Annotated in this window: 22 protein-coding genes and 1 other RNA gene; 11 read left to right on the plus strand and 12 right to left on the minus strand. The window is 35.0% G+C overall.

What is annotated here, in order from left to right; genetic code table 11:
- Positions 1-8: 8 nt before the first annotated feature.
- The 3 genes from AAGD66_RS02925 to AAGD66_RS02935 all read left to right on the plus strand — a co-directional run bounded on the left by AAGD66_RS02925 (position 9) and on the right by AAGD66_RS02935 (position 2,306).
- Positions 9-473: a hypothetical protein gene (locus AAGD66_RS02925; RefSeq protein WP_015589170.1), complete on the plus strand. Its 465-nt coding sequence runs from the start codon at positions 9-11 to the stop codon at positions 471-473.
- A 238-nt stretch (positions 474-711) separates the two neighbouring features.
- A complete protein-coding gene (ftsZ, locus tag AAGD66_RS02930; RefSeq protein ID WP_010962790.1) occupies positions 712-1,908 on the plus strand; it encodes a cell division protein FtsZ in 1,197 nt (398 codons plus the stop codon).
- Positions 1,908-2,306, plus strand: a complete 399-nt coding sequence (locus AAGD66_RS02935) for an EVE domain-containing protein (protein WP_007549395.1) — start codon at positions 1,908-1,910, stop codon at positions 2,304-2,306. Before ftsZ ends, AAGD66_RS02935 begins: the two co-directional genes overlap by 1 nt.
- Before the next feature lie 33 nt (positions 2,307-2,339).
- Here AAGD66_RS02935 and AAGD66_RS02940 read toward each other — a convergent pair whose 3' ends face one another.
- Both AAGD66_RS02940 and AAGD66_RS02945 read right to left on the minus strand, forming a co-directional pair.
- Positions 2,340-2,519 carry a hypothetical protein gene (locus AAGD66_RS02940; protein ID WP_022626337.1) on the minus strand — a complete coding sequence of 60 codons (180 nt, stop codon included), beginning with the start codon at positions 2,517-2,519 and terminating at the stop codon, positions 2,340-2,342.
- 15 nt (positions 2,520-2,534) lie between these two features.
- The gene (locus AAGD66_RS02945) at positions 2,535-2,666 is read right to left on the minus strand and encodes a hypothetical protein (protein ID WP_255322244.1); all 132 of its coding nucleotides are present in this window, start codon (positions 2,664-2,666) and stop codon (positions 2,535-2,537) included.
- Between the two features lie 24 nt (positions 2,667-2,690).
- Here AAGD66_RS02945 and ybeY point away from each other — a divergent pair, with 24 nt between their 5' ends.
- Together ybeY and AAGD66_RS02955 are read left to right on the plus strand one after the other, a co-directional pair.
- Entirely contained in the window at positions 2,691-3,143 is a 453-nt protein-coding gene (gene ybeY / locus AAGD66_RS02950; RefSeq protein WP_264724019.1) for an rRNA maturation RNase YbeY, read from the plus strand.
- A gap of 86 nt (positions 3,144-3,229) precedes the next feature.
- On the plus strand, positions 3,230-4,018 hold the full coding sequence (locus tag AAGD66_RS02955; RefSeq protein ID WP_010082472.1) for a succinate dehydrogenase iron-sulfur subunit: 789 nt from the start codon (positions 3,230-3,232) through the stop codon (positions 4,016-4,018).
- 3 nt (positions 4,019-4,021) lie between these two features.
- Here the strand turns inward: AAGD66_RS02955 and AAGD66_RS02960 are convergent, their stop codons facing one another.
- From AAGD66_RS02960 to AAGD66_RS02975, 4 genes are read right to left on the minus strand one after another with little or no spacing between them, the layout of a single operon-like run.
- Entirely contained in the window at positions 4,022-5,158 is a 1,137-nt protein-coding gene (locus AAGD66_RS02960; RefSeq protein WP_010962793.1) for a hypothetical protein, read from the minus strand.
- Between the two features lie 42 nt (positions 5,159-5,200).
- The gene (locus AAGD66_RS02965; RefSeq protein WP_265024443.1) at positions 5,201-5,980 is read right to left on the minus strand and encodes a GNAT family N-acetyltransferase; all 780 of its coding nucleotides are present in this window, start codon (positions 5,978-5,980) and stop codon (positions 5,201-5,203) included.
- Positions 5,970-6,452, minus strand: a complete 483-nt coding sequence (locus AAGD66_RS02970; RefSeq protein WP_006279290.1) for a phosphatidylglycerophosphatase A — start codon at positions 6,450-6,452, stop codon at positions 5,970-5,972. The genes AAGD66_RS02965 and AAGD66_RS02970 overlap by 11 nt, the downstream gene beginning before the upstream one ends.
- Positions 6,453-6,471: 19 nt before the next feature.
- On the minus strand, positions 6,472-7,455 hold the full coding sequence (locus tag AAGD66_RS02975) for an NAD(P)H-dependent glycerol-3-phosphate dehydrogenase (RefSeq protein WP_341814536.1): 984 nt from the start codon (positions 7,453-7,455) through the stop codon (positions 6,472-6,474).
- A gap of 325 nt (positions 7,456-7,780) precedes the next feature.
- Between AAGD66_RS02975 and AAGD66_RS02980 the strand changes: the two genes are divergently transcribed.
- The gene (locus tag AAGD66_RS02980; protein ID WP_010962797.1) at positions 7,781-8,551 is read left to right on the plus strand and encodes a response regulator transcription factor; all 771 of its coding nucleotides are present in this window, start codon (positions 7,781-7,783) and stop codon (positions 8,549-8,551) included.
- Between the two features lie 51 nt (positions 8,552-8,602).
- On the opposite strand, the gene rnpB is transcribed toward AAGD66_RS02980, so the two are convergent.
- Both rnpB and AAGD66_RS02990 read right to left on the minus strand, forming a co-directional pair.
- An RNA gene (gene rnpB / locus AAGD66_RS02985) (RNase P RNA component class A) lies at positions 8,603-8,952 on the minus strand.
- A gap of 157 nt (positions 8,953-9,109) precedes the next feature.
- Positions 9,110-11,212, minus strand: coding sequence for a hypothetical protein (locus tag AAGD66_RS02990; protein ID WP_044471262.1), 2,103 nt, complete (start codon positions 11,210-11,212; stop codon positions 9,110-9,112).
- A gap of 224 nt (positions 11,213-11,436) precedes the next feature.
- Between AAGD66_RS02990 and nuoE the strand changes: the two genes are divergently transcribed.
- Entirely contained in the window at positions 11,437-11,937 is a 501-nt protein-coding gene (nuoE, locus tag AAGD66_RS02995; RefSeq protein ID WP_010962799.1) for an NADH-quinone oxidoreductase subunit NuoE, read from the plus strand.
- Positions 11,938-13,149 carry a tRNA guanosine(34) transglycosylase Tgt gene (gene tgt / locus AAGD66_RS03000; protein ID WP_264339463.1) on the plus strand — a complete coding sequence of 404 codons (1,212 nt, stop codon included), beginning with the start codon at positions 11,938-11,940 and terminating at the stop codon, positions 13,147-13,149. It begins immediately after the preceding gene.
- On the opposite strand, the gene AAGD66_RS03005 is transcribed toward tgt, so the two are convergent.
- Positions 13,146-14,471, minus strand: coding sequence for an IS4 family transposase (locus tag AAGD66_RS03005; protein WP_264339118.1), 1,326 nt, complete (start codon positions 14,469-14,471; stop codon positions 13,146-13,148). The genes tgt and AAGD66_RS03005 overlap by 4 nt on opposite strands.
- 312 nt (positions 14,472-14,783) lie before the next feature.
- Between AAGD66_RS03005 and AAGD66_RS03010 the strand changes: the two genes are divergently transcribed.
- Entirely contained in the window at positions 14,784-15,101 is a 318-nt protein-coding gene (locus AAGD66_RS03010; RefSeq protein ID WP_010082444.1) for a hypothetical protein, read from the plus strand.
- Positions 15,102-15,107: 6 nt separating this feature from the next.
- On the opposite strand, the gene AAGD66_RS03015 is transcribed toward AAGD66_RS03010, so the two are convergent.
- From AAGD66_RS03015 to AAGD66_RS03025, 3 genes are all read right to left on the minus strand, one after another.
- Positions 15,108-16,379 (minus strand): M16 family metallopeptidase, encoded by a 1,272-nt coding sequence (locus AAGD66_RS03015; protein ID WP_010962800.1) that lies wholly within the window; start codon positions 16,377-16,379, stop codon positions 15,108-15,110.
- Positions 16,376-16,996, minus strand: coding sequence for a superoxide dismutase (locus AAGD66_RS03020; RefSeq protein ID WP_010082437.1), 621 nt, complete (start codon positions 16,994-16,996; stop codon positions 16,376-16,378). The genes AAGD66_RS03015 and AAGD66_RS03020 overlap by 4 nt, the downstream gene beginning before the upstream one ends.
- Positions 16,997-17,656: 660 nt before the next feature.
- Positions 17,657-17,794, minus strand: a complete 138-nt coding sequence (locus tag AAGD66_RS03025) for a hypothetical protein (RefSeq protein WP_213863598.1) — start codon at positions 17,792-17,794, stop codon at positions 17,657-17,659.
- 241 nt (positions 17,795-18,035) lie between these two features.
- Here AAGD66_RS03025 and AAGD66_RS03030 point away from each other — a divergent pair, with 241 nt between their 5' ends.
- On the plus strand, positions 18,036-19,442 hold the full coding sequence (locus AAGD66_RS03030) for a cytochrome ubiquinol oxidase subunit I (protein WP_265024681.1): 1,407 nt from the start codon (positions 18,036-18,038) through the stop codon (positions 19,440-19,442).
- On the plus strand, positions 19,435-20,457 hold the full coding sequence (gene cydB, locus AAGD66_RS03035; protein ID WP_010962802.1) for a cytochrome d ubiquinol oxidase subunit II: 1,023 nt from the start codon (positions 19,435-19,437) through the stop codon (positions 20,455-20,457). The genes AAGD66_RS03030 and cydB overlap by 8 nt, the downstream gene beginning before the upstream one ends.
- Positions 20,458-20,542: the final 85 nt, after the last annotated feature.

A 20,542-nucleotide genomic window follows, 5' to 3' on the forward strand; every position in this document is an offset into this window, starting at 1 on the left:
GTAGAGTTATGGCATTAACAAATTATGAGTATAGAAAAGGGGATGGCATTTTTCATGCTATTTCAGAAGGATATATACGAGCTGAAAAATACTGGGGAATTCCTGGTGCTGCTGGTGGGGCTGGTCAGTACGCTATGCATAATAAAGGGAGAACAGCATTATTTCCGCTTGCAGTTGCAAGTGTTGTCTTTACAGCAATGCATATGAAAGCAGGCTTTGTTAGTGCAGCAGAAGCTTCTGGGTTTCTTGCTAAGACTGCCAGTTACTTTGTTGGAACAAATCAAGCAATAGCTGCTTCATTACCTGGATTTATCGGAACAGGTGTTGCTGGTCAGATAGTTGCGGGTGCCATAATGGCAATTGCTGCAGCTGCTGTTCTTTATGGAACATATCAAATTGCCTCAAAATTAAAAGATGTTGCGGTTGAAGCATTGAAAGGGGAAGAGAAAGATAAGGAAGCTAATAATCTTTAACAAAATAAAAAGGGATAGGTTTCTGTCCCTTTTTATAAACGTTTTCTATTTTTTGCATCGGTTAAGTGATGTCATCTAAGAATCTAGTTATTATAATTAACGGCACTTATTAGTATAAATGTTAAGAATAAGTAAATCCCGTTTACTGTTTACGCCTATAGAAGTGAAAAGTATTTGCATATTATTAAAAAAGCGGTAACTTATTATCAAGTGAATTCGCTAAATTTGAGTAATTTAAATGTCTATTGATCTTAGTCTGCCGGAGTTACCTATATTGCACCCAAGGATTACCGTTGTGGGAGTGGGTGGTGCTGGTGGAAATGCTGTGAATAACATGATCCAATCTAATTTGCAAGGAGTGAATTTTGTTGTCGCAAATACCGATGCTCAAGCACTAGAAAAGTCGTTATGTGATAAAAAAATTCAGCTTGGCATTAATTTAACTAAGGGGCTTGGTGCTGGTGCTTTGCCTGATGTTGGCAAAGGTGCAGCAGAAGAGTCAATTGATGAGATTATGGAGCATATAAAAGATAGTCATATGCTTTTCATCACAGCAGGAATGGGCGGTGGTACTGGAACCGGTGCAGCACCGGTAATTGCAAAAGCAGCCAGAGAAGCAAGAGCCGCAGTTAAGGATAGAGCGCCAAAAGAAAAAAAGATATTGACTGTTGGAGTTGTAACTAAACCGTTCGGTTTTGAAGGTGTGCGCCGTATGCGCATTGCAGAGCTTGGACTTGAAGAACTGCAAAAATACGTGGATACACTTATTGTCATTCCAAATCAGAATTTATTTAGAATTGCAAATGAAAAAACTACATTTTCTGATGCATTTAAACTTGCTGATAATGTTCTGCACATTGGCATCAGAGGAGTAACTGACTTGATGGTCATGCCAGGGCTTATCAATCTTGACTTCGCTGATATAGAAACAGTAATGAGCGAGATGGGCAAAGCGATGATCGGCACCGGAGAGGCAGAAGGAGAAGATAGAGCAATTAGTGCTGCAGAGGCTGCAATATCTAATCCATTGCTTGATAATGTATCAATGAAAGGTGCGCAAGGAATATTAATTAACATTACTGGTGGCGGAGATATGACTCTGTTTGAAGTTGATGCTGCAGCCAATAGAGTGCGTGAAGAAGTAGATGAAAATGCAAATATAATATTTGGTGCTACTTTTGATCAAGCGATGGAGGGAAGAGTTAGAGTTTCTGTTCTTGCAACTGGCATTGATGGTCGCAATAATAAATCAGAAACTTCACCTATAAGTCAGAGCGAAGACTCAGAGAAAGAGAAATTTAAGTGGCCATATAGTCAAAGTGAAAGTACACAAGACAAAACACTGGAAACAAAACCAGCTGAACAGGTAAGCGAAGGAGCTAAGTGGGGCAGCAATATCTATGATATACCAGCTTACTTAAGAAGAAAAAAATAATGCAATTTTGGCTACTTAAGTCAGAGCCAAGTGAATACTCATGGCAAAAAATGGAAAAGGAGCAGGTAGTTGAGTGGGATGGTGTGCGCAATTATCAAGCTCAAAATTACATGAAAATTATGAAAGCAAGCGATCTTGCGTTTTTTTATCATACAGGTAAAGAGAAAGCAATACTTGGAATCGTTGAAGTATTTAAAGAGTATTATCATGTTAATGATCCCAAGTTCGGATTAGTGAATGTAAAGTTTTTGAAACCTTTAAATAACCAAGTAACGTTAAATAATATAAAACAAAACCCACTTTTGAAAAATATGACTATATTAAAACAACCACGTTTATCAATTGCCCCAGTTTCGGAAATTGAATGGAATGAAATAATAAGGATGAGTGATGTGTAATACCTGTCATTTCAGTTCCTAAATGATGTCATCTCAGCACACAACGCACAGCTGTATGAATATTTGTCTCGAAGGCAGTGCATTAAACGTTATAGCCGATTTTGCATCAAACACAAAGGTGTCATTCCAGTGCTTGACACTGGAATCCAGCCTTAATGCAACCACATTAAAGCCGTTGTGTTTTAATATAAGATTAGCTACTTTTATATTCACTAACTTGATGTCTAATCAAAATTCCTGGATCCCAGTGCCTAGACACTGGGATGACATCCTTCTAGTGTACAATATTCGTACAGTTGTGTACATGACACAAGGGTCTATAACTCTTCTTTTTTGGATTCCAGTGTCAGCTATTTGCATGACACCCTTACTGATGTGTCACTCATGTTAGAAGTAAATATTCTTGACAAGAAATGGTGCAGCATTATAGAAAATCCTAAAAATTTTGTATTAGGTGTCATCAATGCTTCTCTAAAAGAATTAAAAATAGACCACTATAAACCAAATATATCAATAGCTCTGGCTGATGATGACTTGCTACATCAACTTAATTTAAAATTTAGAGAAATGGATAAGCCAACTAACGTACTATCATTTCCGTATGAACAATTGTCTAATGAGTGCGATTTAGGAGACATAGCAATTTCAATAGACATAATAAAAAGAGAATCGCATGAGTATTATATACCCATTCTTGCTCACATTGCACACATGTTAGTGCATGGATTACTGCATTTACTTGGTTATGATCACCAAAAAAAAGATGAAGAAATTATAATGAAAAATCTAGAAAGAGAGATTTTAGCTTCGCTTGGCTACAATATGTGTGCGATTTAAAAGGAATTTAATAAAAATATAGTAGATGATAATAAAATATGTTATCTACAAAGGGTTTTAGCTATAAACAATAAAAGGTAAGTGATATGGTTCAGTTTTCTTTGCCAAAGAATTCTAAAATTAATCAAAAGGGCAAAATTTATCCTATTCCTGCTAGAGCAAAAAACATCAGAAGATTTCAAATTTACCGTTGGTCTGCTGATGACGAGAAAAACCCTAGAATAGACACATTTTTTATTGATATGGATAGTTGTGGCCCTATGGTACTTGATGCATTAATAAAAATAAAGGATGAAATAGATTCGACTTTAACTTTCAGACGTTCTTGTAGAGAAGGCATATGTGGATCTTGTGCCATGAATATTGACGGAACCAATACTCTTGCATGTACTAGATCTATACATGATATAAAAGGTGACGTAAAAATATATCCATTACCTCACATGTATGTAATAAAGGACCTAGTCTCGGATTTGAGCCAATTTTATGAGCAATACAAATCAATTAAACCTTGGTTACAAGCAGATAAGCCTGCCCTACCAAATAAAGAATACTCTCAATCTTCTGAAGATAGAAAAAAATTAGATGGCTTGTCCGACTGTATATTATGTGCTTGCTGTTCGACTGGTTGCCCAAGCTACTGGTGGAATAGTGATAAATTTTTAGGACCAGCAATACTATTACAAGCTTACAGATGGATTGCTGACAGCCGTGATAATAAGACAGGTGAAAGACTTGATGTTTTAAACGACCCATTCAAGTTGTATCGTTGTCATACAATAATGAATTGCACAAAAACTTGTCCTAAAGGACTTAATCCAGCAAGAGCAATAGCGAAAGTAAAACAGCTCATGGTAGAGAGAGAAGGAGTTTAAGTATTATCTTTTGCATTCTTCGTAAGAGAACAGCAAACCTTCCGAAGCGTAGGGTATTGTTAATACCCTGAACGCTTTTCCGTTTGTGAAGTGCATCGTATCATCGTACGATTCAAATAATTTTTTGAACAACTCATGTCTTTGGTTACTAATAGTTTGAAAATCCTCTTTTTCTAAAAGCTTTTTAGATTCGAAGAGGTAAAGCATAACTTCGTGATAAGTTGGGTAAGATGCCAAAAATTTTGGGTCAAATTGAAAGGTTTTTATAAAAGCATTATTATAAAATTTTAGCTTTTGATTCTTACTATATATTACTATAGCAACCGGTAACCTCTCAAGCAAATTTTTCTGTGTAGCTAAATAACTGTTTAATTCAGTATATAATTTCTCTGCATCACTAACATCTTTCCCATACATTACTATGCTACCAGAACCTTGTATTGGAATTTTAACAAAATCGAAAACCTTAGGTTCGTTCTTATAAGTTATGACATGTCTTCCTGGTTTTGTGCTATGAGCGCTACCGGTAATAGCAAATTTCTTAGAACCATCTACATATTTATCATAAAACAAGTTATAAAATTCCACCTTTCTACTCTTGTTATATCTTAGTATTGGAAACGGTAAAGAGTTGAAAACGTTTTTATAGCTCTCCACTTCCTGTGTAAGCTTACTATTTTCTAACTCAAGTCCGTTAGCCTTTATCTTACAGTCTGAGACATTCCTTATCCATAACAGCACACCTATCACATTGTTAGAATCATCTATTATGCTTCTACCGTAACATATGCAATAAACCTCACTGTCTTTTGACTTTAAATCTAGAGTAAAAGATTTATTTATTTCCTTTGCCTCAACAAAATTTTTGATTAAGCTTTCTGATTGCTCAAAAAAATTCACAAACTCATTAAATGAGTAAAAAACAGTATTAAGCAAAATTAGTAAATTGGGAGAGAACTTTTCTATACGTTTTTTTGCATCCCAAATATAAAACCCATCATTCACAGTATCAATTAAATTATTTATGATAACATTTTGATGCTGTAAGTTCTTAATCTTATTACTAATTTTTAATTTAGAATAAGAGAGAAAGAATAATATTAGAATCAATATTAAAACCACTTCATACAAAAAAAACATAGCACTTTTAAAACAAATGTAAAAATTTGTAACCGCTCAGAATTATGCTGAAGAGGTATATAAGTAAAGATTGCCTAACATTTGAAAGCCCAATCTCTTATAAAGGTTCACAGAAGATTTCATACAATGTGCTACTATATATTTGCATTCAAGCTGTTTAGCTATCTTTATTCTTTCTAAAACCATTTGGATACCTATTCCACGATTCCTGTAAATTGGTAAAACTCCATCACTATAAAAACCAGCTACGCTATCTTGAACATAAAGACCGCATGTCCCAATAATTTCATTATTTAGTGTTACAAGAAAAAATCTTAATCTTGAGTTCTTATCATCATAATTTGATAATCCGCGAAAAAATGTGCTGACAATTCCAACGCCATGATAAAAAATTTTAGAAGTGTGTAGATCTAACTGTTCTAAGAGGTTGCTACCATTCACAGCATTTAACCTCAAGTTTGGAATAACATCAGCAGGTAAAAAGTAATTTTTCATATTAAGTAAAGCTTTTTTTGGTGTGCTAACGTGTTTTATTTCACACTTTTCTAAAATCTCTCTTATTTTCATATGTGAATTTATTACCCATGTTGCTTCTATATCTCTTGTTCTGAGATAATCTAGAGTTTTTTGTATAGAAAGCTCGGTACATTGATCTCCACAGAACACAAAATTAAATAATGACTCCCTGGTACCATTTATTGTAAATATGATGTTATCAAATTCATCGTGTACTTCCCACTCAGATAAATTCGCTGTGTACAGTATATAATCCTTTAGATTTTGAACAATTAAGCTTGAATAATAAATTTTTTTATCCTGCATACACCAACAATAAACAATAAAAGGCTCCTATAAGAACACAGGCTAAAATTGCAGCTATAACGTCATCTAGCATAATACCTAAAGGACCTTTGGTATTTTTATCGATTAAATTTATAGGCCACGTTTTTATTATATCAAAAAACCTAAAAGAAAAAAAGCACAACAACAATGAAGAACAATTCATCTCTTGGCTTAACAATATCGAAACTAAAAGTATCGTCAGCAATTGACCAACCACTTCGTCAATTACTACCTCTTTTGGATCACATGAAGTCTTGTAATGTTTTATATAATTACCTGTAGACCATAATCCAATTAAGAATAAAAAAGAAATAATTGCTGCACCTAAAATTTTGTTGCTCAGGATTACAGGAACAAGCGGAAAAGAAGCCAAACTACCCACAGTACCTGGCATTTTTTTTACTGTTCCAGACAGCCACCACGTTGATATTAATTTATATAAAAATTTCACAATATATCCAAATACAAAATTAACTTATAAGAACAGAAAGAGTATCCTCTATAGAGGCGCTTTCATACAATAATCTATAGACCGCTTCACATATAGGCATTTTTATCTTTAGCTTTCCTGCTAAATTAAATATGGACTCAGCAGTGCTAAAACCTTCAATCACTGACTTGCCTTCTGACAAAATCTGCTGAACATTAAAGCCATTGTCACTATTACCTATTTTAAACCCAAAAGATAAGTTTCTTGAATTCAAGGATGTGCATGTCATAATTAGGTCACCCAGACATGCTGGCCCAAGTAGTGTATTTATATCCACACTACCGTCACCAATTTTTGCTGAGTATAAAGCCTTAATTTCGCTCATACTTTTCATAATCAATGCTGCATGAGCATTAAACCCAAGTTTACTACCTAGAACAATCCCACACGCTATAGCAAAAACGTTCTTTAACGCTGCACAAATCTGTACTCCTATAATGTCGTTACTAAACTCCAATTTAACATTTTCTTGTTGCAGCTCTGATACTAGCTTTGAACCTAATGTGTTATTTTGGCATGCAAGAACCATTGAATAGGGTAATTTTCTTGCAACTTCTACAGCAAAGCTAGGACCTGAAAAAATAGCAATAGGATTGTTAGGTAAAATTTCATTTACTATTTCACTAGGTAATTTTAATGTAGACTTTTCTATTCCCTTACAAGCTAAAATTATTGCTACATCTTTTTTCAGATTACAATTATGCAATTGCTGACATACCTTCCTCAGAGACTGAGTGGGAACAGCGAGGATTGTTACTGAAGCATTAATTATGTCTTCAATAGCCAATTTTACTGACACATTATCAGAAATTCGACAACCGGGTAGCTTGTCACTTTCTCTTTTCCCGTTGATTGATTCAAATGTAGTTTCATTGTGAGTCCACAAAATCACATCTTTCTTACTACCTAATGAAATTGCGATTGCTGTACCCCATGCACCAGCACCTAAAATTGATATTGCCACACAATATTCCTGAAAATATTACTTATACTTTAAAATAGTAGGATAAGTAAATTAAAAATATAACACAGACATATAGAATAGTTAAATATTTATTAACCGAAGTATTCTTTTAATAATAGTAACTTTAATTCAATATTTACTAAAAATATTATTACTATCATGGTATGTCTATTATATTTTAGATCTATTTATATAACTTTGGAACAATATATTTACTATTAATTAATAAGTGTAATTTTGATCATTTGTTAATAAAAATTTGATTTATTACTTTCCTTAGTTATATATATTACTAAAATTATAAATTATTTATGGGGTGTAAAATATGCGTATATTATTAATTGAAGATGATCAAGTAAGTGCAAAGACTGTAGTTAACGCCTTAACTTCTGATGGACACTTCTGTGACGTTGTTACTTCTGCACAAGATTATAACAATAATATGGTTTCCTCAAACGGAGATTACTATGACCTAGTTATTTTAGATATACACTTACCTGGTGATATTGACGGATATGATATATTGTTAAGACTAAGAAGTGCAAAAATCAAAGTTCCTGTCTTAATACTTTCATGCATATCCGCTGTCAATCACAAAGCTAAAGGACTCGGATATGGTGCCGATGATTACTTAACCAAGCCATTTCATAAAAGCGAGTTATTAGCTCGAATTAAGGCCATAGTGCGTCGTACTAAAGGCCATCCTGAATCGGTGATAAAGATTGGTAATATAAATATCAATTTTGATCACAGGGTTGTTGAGGTGAAAGGTAAAACGGTTCACCTTACTAATAAAGAGTATTCTATGATAGAATTGCTAGCACTGCGTAAAGGAACAGTACTAACAAAAGAAATGTTCTTAAATCATCTTTACAATGGCTTGGATGAACCTTCAGATAACAAGATAGTTGATGTTTTTATGTGCAAATTACGTAAGAAACTTGAAAGTGCAAATGATGGAAAAAGCCACATAGAAACCGTTTGGGGCAGAGGGTATGTTCTGAAAGAGTATATTGATGATGATGAATATTCTAATGTTAATGTAGGCGAAAGTAGTGATGGCTATCAAGCAGAACAAGTGAAGGACAACGCATGAAATGCCTACACATTTAAATATAGCATGGCTTATATCGCACGTATCATGTGAACGCCTAGGTGAAATATAAGCCGAGTTCTGTTTATGTAGCTATTTATCTGGAGTAAATGTTACCATTTACCGCATGCGATTTACCCGAGTAGATATGAGGAAAACATAAAATCTACTTCTATTTAATCTTGCTCCTAGTGTTGGTTACTCGACTACCAATGTTGCCATTGCCATGGTGTGCTCTTACCACACCTTTTCACCCTTACCTAAAAATATTTTAGGCGGTAATTTTCTGTAGCCCTATAACTGGAGTTACCTCCGGCGGGCATTACCCGTCACTATTTTTCCTTGGAGCCCGGACTTTCCTCTGCTATGTTTATCACACAACAGCAGCTACTTATTTCACCTAGGAATTATACTTTAACATGAAAATCACAAAAGCAAAAGACAATTTCCTAACAGTCTACATATTAAAAACATTTAGACAAATAGCTAAAGGTGATATTCCGGCACATCATCACTATCCCAAGATAAGCTTTTTTCACTTTTAGACTCCGCTTCAGTTAGTCAAGAGCCTGGTCCACCGCTTGAAGACGATGAGCTACTTCTTGATCGACTACTACTTTCTACTGATATACTATTTAGCACTGTTTCAGATTGATATATAGTTCGCATTCTGTTACCAGTGGTAAAAATTTCTTCATCGCTACTTGAAGATGATCGCCTTCTATAACCCAAATCAGTTAGTTCTAATACAGGAGCAGCATTACGACCCTTAACATATCTATATGCTATGAATCCTATAATTCCAACAATACCTATTGCTCCAACCAAAGATCCCCCTATCATTCCTGCCTTATTAGACCCTATAGCAAGTTGAGTAGGTTGTGGTGAAGAAGTAGACTGAGGAAGTAAAGTCGTGGTGAATATAGGAGTTGTTGACTCTTTTGTTCTAGTACTTGGTATACTAAATACTGTTTGTGTAGTTTTCTCTGAGCTTGTTGTTGGCGCAGTTGGTTCCACTGTTACTGTGCTTGTTTGAGTCGTTGACTCTGTTGAAGGTTTATTCGTTGTAGAAGTAGGTGCAACGGCTTCTGTTGTTGGCTTCACTGTTACTGTACTTGTTTGAGTCGTTGACTCTGTTGAAGGTTTACTCATCGTAGAAGTCGACGCACCAGTCGCTGCTGTAGGTTTCACAGTACTTGTCTCAGTCCCTGAAGTTACTATCGGCACACTAGTTGACGTTGTAGCAACCGTGGTCGCTTGTGAAGTAGTAGTTGTTTTTGCTACTGTCGTTGACTCCGTTGAAGGTTTACTTATTGTAGAAGTAGGTGCAACGGCTTCCGTTGTCAATTTAGTAGTCTTCACAGCGTCGGTTTCTGCTGTGCTAGTAATTGCAGCAGTCGGCGTTTTCTTAGAAGTCACAACCGTTTCTGCAACAGTTATAGGAGCCACGGTACTACTAGAAATAATATCTGGCGTTAATCGACCGTTAATGATATTAACAAAATCACTGAGAGTTTTGATGCTATTTGCCGGTATTATTGTTGCTTCAGAAGATTTTCCAGAGCCGTTTTGATTAAAAGTTACAATATTTTCTCCACTTACCGCAGTTACGATAAAACCACCCTGACCGTTGCCTTTAATATATAATTGCTCTATAGGATCTGTAAATTGATAGATAGGAAAATCTGACACTGATCCATTTTTAAGTAGAGTTGCTATATGTAACCTCTGCTCATTAGCTGATTGGTCATTTTCAAGAAAAGCAACTAGATCATTTCCTTCCGTTTGTTCAACATACTGCAAAAAGCTTATTTCATGTTCTCTAGAAAGAGATAGTGCTTTATTATCTATTTGACCTTTTCGATTACCAAGTAAAAAGCCATTAACTCCATCCTTCAGACCCTGAATCACTTTAGCCATATCAAATTTAAAAATACGTGTTTTTCTCACCTCTTGATTTTCCTTAGTAATCCTTTTGCTCACTTGCGAATAAAGCATCGTGTTTCCATTTAATGCCAATTGCCCCTGATTATCAAAATTGAACAATTTTCTTTCTGTAACACCTTTTTCTCCAGTCAATACCTTAAATTTTCCGCTCTCGCTTGACTTTAAGTACCAAGAAACTAAAGTTTGATCCTTTAAGTTATGGGCGATTACAATTACGTCACCATTACCAACTTTCACTGCTCTTGGTTGAAAGTAACTATTGCCCACATTTGCAAGACTATTATTATCAATATTCTTTTGTAATTTTCTTTTATCTAAATGTTCAACTGAAGGAGTATTAACTGATTGTTTAATTCCGTAAGTGTTAAAAGATAAGCCTTTAACGCATTTTTCTCCTTCTTCGCTAATTCCTTCTTCAGGAAAGATAACTCCAACTTTATCTATTTCAGCTGAATCTTCTATTAATGTGAGAGATAATTGATCTTTGAATTCATTTGCTACGCTGATATTTGTACCACATTCGTATGTTTTTGATTGATATAATGGACTAATAAGTAATTTTACTTTACTGCTCCCATTACCATTATCTTGATAGCTGAGTCCGTAAGCAACTCCATTCCCCTCAATTAATTCTACGTTTGTTGGATTAAAACCTATCGCTTCTTTAATTTCCGGTGTATTTGAGTTGATCCCGAGCAATCTTCTTAATATAGACATAATTTTATTTAAAATATTAATAAAATGCTATTATGATTACTCCTGTGTGTTAATGTCAATGAAAATTTTAACTAAAATTAAAAAATTAATATAATATTTTATACTAAAAGGTAAATATAAGCTTGAAGAGGGCTAAGAAGCTTTATGCTATTTCTCAAAAAACCAACAATTGCAATCATTGGTTCTACAGGTATAATCTGTTAAAGTTTACACGAGTCTCATGAATGATAGAAAAAGAAGAGCAGTTTAGTTTTACATCAGAAAACCTCAAGAAAGCGGGAAAGTTTATAGAGATGTATCCCAAAGGTAGAGAAGGTAGTGCTGTTATGCCTTTACTATATCTGGTTCAAGAGCAATGCGGATGGGTTTCTGAATCTGCTATGCGTTATGTTGCTGATATGCTGCATATTCCACATATTCGTGTATATGAAGTGGCAAATTTTTACACCATGTATAATTTAAAACCAGTAGGCAAATATCTAATACAAATTTGTAGAACAACTCCTTGCTGGTTGTGCAATAGTGAAGAAGTTTTAAATACCTTTAAAAAAAAACTTGGAATCAATATCGGTGAGACTACTAAAGATAATTTGTTCACTTTAAAAGAAGTTGAATGCCTAGGTGCATGCGTTAATGCTCCCGTTGTGCAGATCAATAATGACTTCTATGAAAATCTTACTCCTGAGAAAGTAGAAAACATCATAACAGAACTTTCAGGCAAATAGATGAAAGAAGAATTTTCATTCAAGAGAATCAAGCAATCAGGTTCTGCAAGAGTTGGAACAATTAAAACTCCAAATGGAAGCGTAGAAACCCCCGCTTTTATATTCTGCGCAACAAAAGCTGCAATTAAAGCTGCAGATATTGAAAGAATAAGTGAAGCTGGTACCCAAATCATACTTTCCAACACCTATCACCTAATGCTTCAACCAGGAGAGAATACTGTTGCAAAACTTGGTGGTTTGCGCAAGATGATAGGATGGAATGGGCCAATGCTAACTGACTCAGGTGGATATCAGATATTTAGCTTAGGCCACGGATCAGTTTCGGAAGAGATAAAAGGAATAAGAAAAAAACAAAAAACTTTGATCAAAATTAATGAGGATGGGGCAATTTTTCGTTCTTACATTAATGGTAAAATTTATTGCTTAACTCCTGAAAAATCTGTACAAATTCAACAGAAATTAGGTGCAGATTTAATCCTAGTTTTAGATGAATGCACTCCATTTCACGTAAGCAAAGAATACACAGCAAAATCAATGCTCATGAGCCACAGATGGGCTGAACGTTCTTTAAATGAATTTGAAAAAAACAATAATGGCAAGCAGGCACTGTATGGAATTAGTCAAGGCGGAGTGTATCAAGATTTACGTAGAGAAAGTTGTGATTTTATCAACGATTTGCCATTTTTTGGTCAAGCAATAGGTGGATCACTTGGTCAAAGTAAAGAGCAGATGCATGATGTAGTTTCTTTCACTATGGACCACCTGAAAAAAGACAGGCCTACTCATTTGCTTGGTATTGGTGGAATTGTGGACATCTTTCGCGGAGTAGAGCTTGGAATTGACACGTTTGATTGCGTGCATCCAACCCGCTTAGCAAGGCATGGTGGCGCACTTGTTAAAGTAAAAAACAGAAATTCTATTTCTTCAAAGTGCAAAGAGCATATTAATTTGCGGAATCAACGATTTGAGCTGGACAACAACCCAATTGAAAGTGACTGTTTATGCTTTACCTGCAGAAAACATTCAAGAGCTTATATACACCATTTACTGAAAGCTAAAGAGCTCCTGGCTTACACGCTCGTTACCATTCATAATATTTTCTTTATGAATAAGTTAATGGCATCAATAAGGCAGGCTATATTAGATGATAGGCTAGATCGGGAGAAAAATAATTGGATTAGTGAGATACCACTACCATACGCGTCAAGTTAAGAGATTGTGAGCAAATTTAGAGAGGTTAAAGTGGATACTCTAGCCCTTCTACGTTTGTCTTTTAATGAAAATCGCGACCAAGTTATAGTGAGTTTTTTAAGAAATGCTTTTAAACTATTAATTTTGGTTAATACTAAAAATAACTCTCTAACCCGCCTTTTTAGCTCAATAAATGCCTTTGTTAAGCTAAGTTCTGTATTCTTTTTCACTTCTGTGCAACCAACTATGCCGTGAAATATAAGAATTGCGCACAATTTAGCATATAGTTCACATAATACTCTGCATGGCTTTCCTTTTAGCTTATCAAGCCTGATATGGCTTTTATACAATTTAAATAATAACTCAATTTGCCACCTTACTCTGTAAATCGTTAATACTTGCTCAGCACTAATTTTATTTTCTGGAACATTAGTTATAAATATTGACCAGTTCAACAATTTTTGATTTCTTTTAGAGGATGTATATCCCTGCGATCTTGCTAATCTATTAGCTTTCCTTCTTCTGGCCATAGACTGTTCTTCAGTTAGTTTCTGACATATAATTCTTACTCTAATTTTTGCTTCTTTTCCTAACAATACCTCGTTTTCTAAAAATAACTTATCCTCTAAACATTCTAATAACTCCATTTTTTGATTTGTTTCTACATCATATATGTTGGTATCGGATTTATAACGACTTATGAAATAAGCTCCTATTTCATTGATTTGTTTAAAAGAACTTGGCACAAAATAACCGAGATCAGATATTAGCAAATCATTGCTTAATATATTACTTAAATGTTTCCTATATCCCTGGTCTGATCTTACCCCCTCCGTTAAATTAAGTTGGTCTATTATCTGATTCATGTAGTCGAAAACTAATTGTAACTTTATTCCAGACTTAGTATTGCTTTCATAGCCACTGTAGCTAGTACCATAACCTTTATACATCTCTTCCATACTGTTAGGTAGAGTAATATAGCTACTGTCCAATAATTTAACACTATTAAATTGCTGTAAGATTTTGCAATCAACTTGCAAGATATTTTTAAAGAGAATCACAGATTCATTATACATCCTTTTCATAAATTCCACTGCTTCTTCAGTAAATCTAAAATCCAAACCTTGTTTTGTTATATCTATCGAGTCCTCGTTTAGTAATTGACACATTGTTTCTACGCTACAATTATCAACTCCTATATTACCCAAGACCATGGCTTTTACGAATGATGAACCTTTTAGCTTTCTCTTTCTTTTTATAAACCTTGTTGTAATTGAGATTTTCTCTGCTTTTTCATTAAAAAATTCTTTGAGCTTTTTTGATAAGCAAGTTATTTTATTCATTGGTTCTCTCACTAAAAGTATATCTGGGAGAACTTATACCTTATTATTCTATCTCTTTCATACCTTTATTTCCTTAACTTGACGCGTATGGATACCACTACACTGTGAATTATACACCTAGTTCATATTTTTCTACGCTTATTTTATATTCCCTAAAACAGAAAAAGCCTTCCTCTTCCTACTCTTTCTTCCTTGGCTAATCCATAGTTAGCGTCTTTTGCACATGTGCGTTGCATTTTTTAATCTTCTTTAAAAACTTGACAATACATGACAACACTGGTATGTTAAAAATATAGTTTTTGTGAGGTATTTATGGTTAACAATAAAGAAAAACATCAAATAGCGTTTTGCGTTTCAGCCGTTACATTCTTAGCTGGGTTATCATTAATCGCAACTGCAATTGCAGTGGGTACCGTACCTGCTATAGCTGCTTGTCTAGTGATAGGAGGAATTTTGACTGTCTTGTCTGGTGTGCAAGCAGTAGAAAGCTATTTATTTTTACGAAACAGCGAGAAAACTTTGAATAAACTGATAAGTAATATACGCGATGAACCAGAAAGTAAACTTTTTATAGAAAGGATTTTGCAACCGTTCATTGAACTTTTTAGTGAGCTTAAGCAACATAATTAAAGTACACTAAGCTTTAAGCATAGAAACCACTTTATCGTAACTTGGCAATGATTCAATTTCTCCAATTGCAGCTAGAGTGGTTTTTTCATGCTGAGATAACAATTCTTCTGCTGCTTTTTTTACGTTAGCAGTGGTAACTGCACTAATTTTTTCTATTAATTCATTTTTACTGATGTACCTATTATAGTTACCGTAGTAGTGTCCCAATGTTTCAGCACGTGAGCTAACACTTTCGCGTGACATTAAAATTTGGGATTTTACTCGCTCTTTCACTCTATTTACTTCTTCTTCCTTCAGATCATCTGTAGACAACTTCTTCAACTCTGTCGTTATAGATTTTAAAAGCTTATCTAAGTTACTACTGTCTGTACCAGCAAAAATGGAAAACATTCCTGTATTAGTATAGCTGGAATTAAATGAATAAACAGAGTAAGCTAATCCCTGCTTTTCCCTTACTTCCTGGAATAAACGTGATGACATTCCGCTCCCTAATATAGAATCAAGCACTTGAAATGTGTGATATTTATCGTCATGGCGAGAAACACTAGGTAGACCAATTAGCAAGTGTACCTGATCTAATTTACGATGTTCTAAATACTCACCACCAGTACAGCTCGCATTTTGGCTTTTTTTCAGCTTTTTAGAATGAATCTTTGAGAGAAAATCTTTGGTTAATGCAACAACTTCTTCATGTTCAACATTTCCTGCAACGGCAAATAGCATATTCTCACCAAAGTAATGCTCATTTATGTAATTATCTAGATCTCCTCGAGTAAAAGATTTTACAGTATTTTGCGTGCCTAAGATTGACCTACCAAATGGTTGGTCTTTATAAGCTGCCTCAAAATATTTGTCGAAAATAATGTCACTTGGTGAATCATTAGTTTGAAAAATCTCTTGTATTACAACACCCTTCTCACGTTCCAATTCATCTTCTGGAAACGTGGAATTCATCAATATATCTATTAATATATCAATACCAGTTTTTATGTCTTTCTTGAGGACTTTTGCATAATAGGTGGTGCTTTCCCTACCGGTGCTAGCGTTGAAAACTCCACCTATGTCATCAAAAGCTTTTGCAATTTCAAAGGCAGTTCTTGTCTTCGTCCCTTTGAAAGCCATGTGTTCTAAAAAATGGGATATTCCATTTTGCTTTGCACTTTCTGCTCTACTGCCAACACCAACTCGTATGCTTAAAGCTACGGAATCAATATCACGCACCTGCTCAGTTATTATGCGCAGACCATTATCTAATTTTGTTACCCGGGGTATATTCATCTCATATATTCTTCTAAGTTCTCTTCTGCAAAATCCCAATTAATCAAATGATCAAGGAAAACTTTTATGTAGTCAATTCTACGGTTTTGACAATCTAAATAATAGGCGTGCTCCCACACATCCATAGTGAGTAGTGGCACTTGGCCATAAATTATTGGCAAATCTGCATTTGGAGTCTTGGTGATTTTGAGCTTTCCTAACCTACCTTTTTCGAGCACTAACCATACCCATCCACTGCCAAACTGGCTTACTCCATGACTCGAAAATTCTTCATAAAATTTATCAAAGCCACCGATATCGTCTTGAATTTTTTTTGCTAGAAGACTACCATCTTTAGGCTTACCACCACCATTTTTTTTCATTGAATTCCAATAAAAAGTATGGTTCCAAACTTGTGCTGCATTATTAAATATAGGCAAGTTGCCGCTATTACCATGCACTTTTGTTATTAATTCCTCAATTTTTACATGTTGATAATCTGTATTTTCAACTAGCTCGTTGAGTTTATTTAAATATCCTTTATGGTGCTTATCATAATGAAAATCTAAGGTTTTTGCAGATATATAAGGCTCCAAAGCTGTTTTATCGTATGGTAATTCAGGTAAAGTAAAACTCATAAAAACCTCTTTATTTCTAACCTACTTGGATGGTAGGGCAATATATGCTTTTGTGCAACATATAATTAATAGCTAAAACATTTAGGTATCTATTGCTTTATTCTAAATTATACTACAATAACGATTATTATATAAGCCATAGAAATGGATTAAATGCAAAAGTTACTTGACACCCTTCGCCAACCCCCTTATCATGAAGCTGAAGCTATTTATTTATCTTCTCTGTACAGATTAAATGACAAAAAAACTCACGTATCTGGCGTCTCATGCTTAATTTTTTGCACTATGTGCACCTTATGTCTTATAAAATTTCTACCTACATAAGCTGAAACGCGCTTATAAAGCGTTTAAAACATAAAAAAACGCCAACTTAAAAAATGGATAGTGAATAACTAGCTACCCTAGGGTTTCTTTTGCCTTTTTTTCTGTTTAGTAAATTTCTTAACGTTTATAATTTAGATTAGTTGCGGTTTAAAAGTAGCTGAATCGCGGTTATTAAACGTTTAGAATAAAAAAACGCCATACTTGAAAGTATAATGTAAGTAATTAGCCAACCACGGGGCTTCTTTTGCCTTTTTCTCCGCTTGGTAAATTTCTTAATGTTTATACGGAAGGTGTCATTCCAGCGCGTGACGCTGGAATCCCAAAAAAAGGATGATGTCATCCGAGTAGCTGACACTGGGATCCAGTTTTCCATATAATCTCATCGAAAACGTTGTAACCACTTTCTATGCTAGTTTGCTTGTGAGCAACCTGGATCCCAGTGTCCAGACACTGGGATGACAAAAAAAGGAGCACTGGGATGACATCATAGGGGCGCTGGCCTGACAATCGTCATTCCGCTACGTGTTAGCGGGATCTAGAGATACCGTGACGGTATGACAAGGGAGAACAGTTGTATTCCTGCACAATTTATTCTCATGACAAAAACGTCTTAACTTTCTCTCTACTTTTTCTGGGTAAGGTCAATTTTGTGAAAAAATGGATTGAATTATAGGCAGATTTGGCTATTATTTGTAATACATGGGTATTAGGTAAAATGTTTAAATTTGATCCTTTATTATTAGCTCGAATTCAGTTTGCCTTCACAATAGGCTTTCACATTATATTTCCTGCTTTCACGATCGGGCTTGCAAGTTTTCTAGCCTTTTTGGAATGGTGTTGGCTTAAGACTGGTGATACACGTTTCCGTGATGTTTATAAATTCTGGATCAAGATTTTTGCCGTTGCTTTTGGCATGGGAGTGGTATCTGGAGTTGTAATGTCATATCAACTTGGTACCAATTGGTCGATTTTTTCTGACCGCATAGCCAATGTTCTCGGCCCTCTATTTTCCTTTGAGGTTTTAACAGCCTTTTTTCTGGAGGCATCTTTTTTGAGTATTATGCTATTTGGATGGAATAGAGTAAGTTCTCGTATGCACTTTGCTTCTACTTGTATTGTTGCAGTGGGAACGCTTATTTCAGCTTTTTGGATTATTGCGGCCAACAGTTGGATGCAAACACCCGCTGGATTCGCGATTGGTGAGAATGGTCTCCTATATCCAACCAATTGGTTAGAGATTATTTTTAATCCTTCTTTCCCTTATCGCTTTATTCATATGGTAACAGCAGCCTATCTTACAACAGCTTTTGTGGTTGGTGGTGTAGGAGCATTTTATCTTTGGAGAAAACGACATGCTCCTCAAGCAAGAATTATGCTTGGTATGGCAACCATTATGGTAGCTTTAGCTGCACCATTTCAGCTGTTCATGGGAGATAGGCATGGATTAAATACACTAAAGCATCAACCTGCTAAGATTGCTGCAATGGAAGGTATATGGGAAACCGAAAAAGGGGCTGGCTTACTTTTATTTGCTTATCCGGATCAGCAAAATGAAATTAATCACTACGAGATAAAAATTCCTAATCTTGCCAGCTTGATCTTAACACATGATTTTTTAGGAGAAGTAAAAGGATTAAAGGAATGGAAAAAAGAAGATAGACCACCTGTAGTATGGGTATTCTGGTCCTTCCGTATAATGGTTGGAGTTGGAATTTTAATGATCATAATTGGGTCAGTAAGTGTTATACAGTATCTTCGTGGCAAATTATTCCAAAGTTGTTTCTTACATGGATGGTGGATATCAATGATGCCGTCTGGGTTCATAGCGTTACTTGCAGGTTGGTTTACTACTGAAATTGGCCGTCAACCTTACACTGTATATGGAATTATGCGCACAATTGAATCATTTTCATCTGCGATTACCGGTCCTCAGGTTGCATGGTCTTTGATTGCATTTATCGTTATGTATACCCTTATATTTGGAGCAGGTAGTTACTATATTCTGAAACTTATATACAAAGGAATTCCTGTCATTAAAGAAGAAGAGCAATTTTATAAACACGGTATTGGAGCTTCAGTGATTGATGCTGGTACATCTGGAAAGGACAACAATCATGTTTGATTTTTCTTCCTTAATTAATTTACCCCTAATCTGGGGATTACTAATTGCCATAGCTGTTTTACTGTATATTTTAATGGATGGGTTTGATTTAGGTATTGGTATTTTACTTCCTTTTGCACCGTCAGATAAATGCCGTGATCACATGATAAGCTCAATTGCACCATTTTGGGATGGAAACGAAACATGGTTGGTATTGGGTGGTGGAGGGTTGTTTGCTGCTTTTCCTCTTGCATATTCAATATTAATGCCTGCTTTTTATATTCCAATCATTATTATGCTGCTTGGCCTTATAGTGCGCGGAGTATCCTTTGAGTTTCGTTTTAAGGCAGAAGGAAAATACAGGCGATTATGGGATTATGCCTTTCATTTTGGGTCACTTGGTGCTGCATTTTGCCAAGGCATGATTTTAGGTGCATTTATACATGGTGTAGAAGTAAACGGACGCAACTTTTCTGGTGGCCAATTTGATTGGGCAAGTGCTTTTAGTGTAATGACAGGCATTGCTGTGATATTTGGATATGCACTTTTAGGTTCTACATGGCTCATAATGAAGACAGAAAATATAACACAAGAATGGGCACGCAAGGTTGCTTCTTATACGCTTGGTTTTGTAGGTATTTTCATGGGACTAGTGAGTGTAGTGACACCATTTTTAAATGAACGTATTAAAAACTTTTGGTTTAGCATGCCAAATTTTTATTATTTATTTTCTATTCCATTACTCACATCTTGGCTATTTTTCATGCTGTGGTTTGATCTTCAGAATACTAAACGGGAGTACCGTCCATTCTTTCTCAGTATTGCTATTTTTTTTATGGGATATTTAGGTTTAGGAATTAGTATCTACCCATGGATTATACCTTTTCAATATACCATTCTGGATGCAGCCGCTTCTGGGCCAAGTTTATCTTTAATGCTCATTGTTATAATACCGCTTTTACCAATCATTTTAACTTACACTGGTTATTGCTATTATGTCTTTCGTGGAAAATCAAATTATGAACACACATATTAAGGAGTTAGTGACCTTATGGTTAAAACGTTACCCTTAAATCAAGCAGTCGTTCAGGCAATGGCGTCAACTCAAGAACCTTCATTAG

Origin of the sequence: Wolbachia endosymbiont (group A) of Dendrolimus pini, assembly GCF_964026835.1 — a bacterium.
Taxonomy (GTDB): domain Bacteria; phylum Pseudomonadota; class Alphaproteobacteria; order Rickettsiales; family Anaplasmataceae; genus Wolbachia; species Wolbachia pipientis.

Bases quoted from the DNA above. Each gene is read 5' to 3' on its own strand.
- AAGD66_RS03005 (WP_264339118.1), bottom strand. From the start codon at position 14,471: ATGAATAAAATAACTTGCTTATCAAAAAAGCTCAAAGAATTTTTTAAT.
- AAGD66_RS03030 (WP_265024681.1), top strand. From the start codon at position 18,036: ATGTTTAAATTTGATCCTTTATTATTAGCTCGAATTCAGTTTGCCTTC.
- AAGD66_RS02990 (WP_044471262.1), bottom strand. From the start codon at position 11,212: ATGTCTATATTAAGAAGATTGCTCGGGATCAACTCAAATACACCGGAA.
- AAGD66_RS02955 (WP_010082472.1), top strand. From the start codon at position 3,230: ATGGTTCAGTTTTCTTTGCCAAAGAATTCTAAAATTAATCAAAAGGGC.
- AAGD66_RS02925 (WP_015589170.1), top strand. From the start codon at position 9: ATGGCATTAACAAATTATGAGTATAGAAAAGGGGATGGCATTTTTCAT.
- AAGD66_RS02980 (WP_010962797.1), top strand. From the start codon at position 7,781: ATGCGTATATTATTAATTGAAGATGATCAAGTAAGTGCAAAGACTGTA.
- AAGD66_RS03015 (WP_010962800.1), bottom strand. From the start codon at position 16,379: ATGAATATACCCCGGGTAACAAAATTAGATAATGGTCTGCGCATAATA.
- tgt (WP_264339463.1), top strand. From the start codon at position 11,938: ATGAAAGAAGAATTTTCATTCAAGAGAATCAAGCAATCAGGTTCTGCA.
- AAGD66_RS03020 (WP_010082437.1), bottom strand. From the start codon at position 16,996: ATGAGTTTTACTTTACCTGAATTACCATACGATAAAACAGCTTTGGAG.
- ybeY (WP_264724019.1), top strand. From the start codon at position 2,691: ATGTTAGAAGTAAATATTCTTGACAAGAAATGGTGCAGCATTATAGAA.
- AAGD66_RS03010 (WP_010082444.1), top strand. From the start codon at position 14,784: ATGGTTAACAATAAAGAAAAACATCAAATAGCGTTTTGCGTTTCAGCC.
- ftsZ (WP_010962790.1), top strand. From the start codon at position 712: ATGTCTATTGATCTTAGTCTGCCGGAGTTACCTATATTGCACCCAAGG.
- AAGD66_RS02935 (WP_007549395.1), top strand. From the start codon at position 1,908: ATGCAATTTTGGCTACTTAAGTCAGAGCCAAGTGAATACTCATGGCAA.
- AAGD66_RS02965 (WP_265024443.1), bottom strand. From the start codon at position 5,980: ATGCAGGATAAAAAAATTTATTATTCAAGCTTAATTGTTCAAAATCTA.
- cydB (WP_010962802.1), top strand. From the start codon at position 19,435: ATGTTTGATTTTTCTTCCTTAATTAATTTACCCCTAATCTGGGGATTA.
- nuoE (WP_010962799.1), top strand. From the start codon at position 11,437: ATGATAGAAAAAGAAGAGCAGTTTAGTTTTACATCAGAAAACCTCAAG.
- AAGD66_RS02960 (WP_010962793.1), bottom strand. From the start codon at position 5,158: ATGTTTTTTTTGTATGAAGTGGTTTTAATATTGATTCTAATATTATTC.
- AAGD66_RS02945 (WP_255322244.1), bottom strand. From the start codon at position 2,666: ATGCAAATAGCTGACACTGGAATCCAAAAAAGAAGAGTTATAGACCCT.